This is a genomic window from Methylobrevis pamukkalensis (genome assembly GCF_001720135.1).
Taxonomy (GTDB): domain Bacteria; phylum Pseudomonadota; class Alphaproteobacteria; order Rhizobiales; family Pleomorphomonadaceae; genus Methylobrevis; species Methylobrevis pamukkalensis.
In genome coordinates this window covers 1-1,707 of record NZ_MCRJ01000241.1, presented here as the reverse complement: position 1 = coordinate 1,707, position 1,707 = coordinate 1, and the positions used below count along the sequence as shown (strand labels likewise).

The 1,707-nt window shown below is 70.4% G+C and carries 3 protein-coding genes; all 3 read right to left on the bottom strand.

Annotation, left to right across the window (positions count from 1 at the left end; genetic code table 11):
• Positions 1-206 precede the first annotated feature (206 nt).
• Genes A6302_RS20190 through A6302_RS26355 form a run of 3 tightly spaced genes read right to left on the bottom strand, consistent with a single transcriptional unit; the run spans position 207 to position 1,685 of the window.
• Entirely contained in the window at positions 207-1,175 is a 969-nt protein-coding gene (locus A6302_RS20190; protein ID WP_069308508.1) for an amidohydrolase family protein, read from the bottom strand.
• A gap of 29 nt (positions 1,176-1,204) precedes the next feature.
• Positions 1,205-1,504, bottom strand: coding sequence for a hypothetical protein (locus tag A6302_RS20185; protein WP_069308507.1), 300 nt, complete (start codon positions 1,502-1,504; stop codon positions 1,205-1,207).
• Between the two features lie 40 nt (positions 1,505-1,544).
• Positions 1,545-1,685 (bottom strand): hypothetical protein, encoded by a 141-nt coding sequence (locus A6302_RS26355; protein WP_425349184.1) that lies wholly within the window; start codon positions 1,683-1,685, stop codon positions 1,545-1,547.
• Between the last annotated feature and the right edge of the window lie 22 nt (positions 1,686-1,707).

The window sequence follows — 1,707 nt, the reverse complement described above, 5'->3', positions numbered from 1 at the left end:
GCATCCCAGGTCTGGCGATGGAAATTCCATCCAGATCAATGGCAGTGCCGCGCGGAGAGGCAGTGGTGCCGGGTCAGCCCGGAAGGACGGTGAGAGGCTGTACGTGAGGCGGGCACCGTTCGAGCGGATGGGCAAAGACCTCCACGCAATCCCCGCTGGCATTCCCTCCTCCGGGAGCATGTCGGCCGGTTCCCCCGCCTGCGGCCTCACCCCTCGCCGCCCCGCGCCGCCTCGGCCATCAGGTTGTAGCGGTAGGGCGCGAAGGCGCCCTGGTCGGGATGGGCGCGGAACCAGGCTTCCAGATGCGGCATCAGCCTGTCGACCATCTCCTGCGCCCGCTGTTCGGCAGGCGTCGCCGGCTGCGACAGGCGGTCGGCGATCTCGGCCATCACCGCGTCGCGGTCGATCCGCGTGACCCGGCCGCCGTCCACCAGCTTCTCGCCGGACACGAACACGGTCCTCACCGCGCCCTTGCGGCTGCGCAGCAGCAGCGCATCGACCAGCGGCGTGCGCGGCTCGACGAAGGGCCGGGCGATCTCGGTCCAGTCCATCAGCACCACGTCGGCGGCGAGCCCCGGATCGAGCCGGCCGATCCGTCCCGAGAAGCCGGTGGAGGCCGCGCCATGCTCGGTCGCCATCTGCAGCACCTGCGCCGGTGACGGCCGCGGATTGAACATCCCCGCCTGCCGGTGCAGCGACCAGACGAGGCGCATCTCGGTCCACATGTCGCGGTCGTCGTCGATGTTGGACTGGTCGATGCCGAGCGCCACCGGAATGCCGCGCGCCTGCATCTCCGTCACCGGCGCGATGCCGCTCGCCAGCCGCAGGCCGGAGCTGGCGTTGTGGCAGACCTGGCAGCGGTGCTCGGCGAGGAGGTCGAGATCGTCCGGCGTCGTCCAGATGCCGTGGCCGAGGGTGACGTCGGGCCCGAGGCAGCCGAGATGGTGGAGATGGCCGATCGCCGTGCGGCCGGTGTGCTTCCTCGCGAAGGCCGCCTGCCGCTCGGTCTCGACCAGATGCATGTGCACCTTGGCGCCGGTGCGCTTCGCCGTGTCGAAGATGGTGGTGAGGGCGTGGTCGGAGCACCAGTGGAGATTGGCCGGGGCGAGCTGCACCGACACCCGGTCGGCGTCCCTGTCCTGCCAGCGGGAAAGCGCCGCCTCGAAGAAGGCCATGTGCCGCTCGACCGGCGCAAGGGCGGCCTTCAGCTGCGCGCCGAAATGGCCGGCGACATCCTCCGGCAGCGCGCCAGAAACCGGTCGTCGGCCTCGTAGGTCAGCTGGTTGCGGTCGCGGATCATGAAGGACCACGACACCCGCATGCCGATCTCGCGGTAGGCCTCGACCACGTCGTCGACCGTGCGGTCCCAGTTTTCCTCCGGTCCGGACAGGCCGCCCTGGATATGCTGCACGGTGGTGGTGCCGCTCTCCAGCATCTCGATCGCCGAATAGAGCGTGTCGAGCCGGGGGCGACCTGGCGCATGCCGCGAAACTGCGGCAGCCACAGTTCCAGCGGCGCGAAGGGCACGCCCATCATCAGCGGCGTCAGGCCGAAATGATGGTGCGCGTGACGAGGCCCGGCACGGCGACGAGGCTGTCGCCGCCCTCGACGGGAAGGTCGGGATGGCGGGCGTGGAGATCGGCGGCAAGGCCGATCTCGGCGATCTGTCCGTCCCGGACGCGGATCGCGCCGCCCTCGACGATCTCC

Coding starts and splice junctions, on each gene's coding strand:
- A6302_RS20190 (WP_069308508.1), bottom strand. CDS start 1,175: ATGGCCTTCTTCGAGGCGGCGCTTTCCCGCTGGCAGGACAGGGACGCC.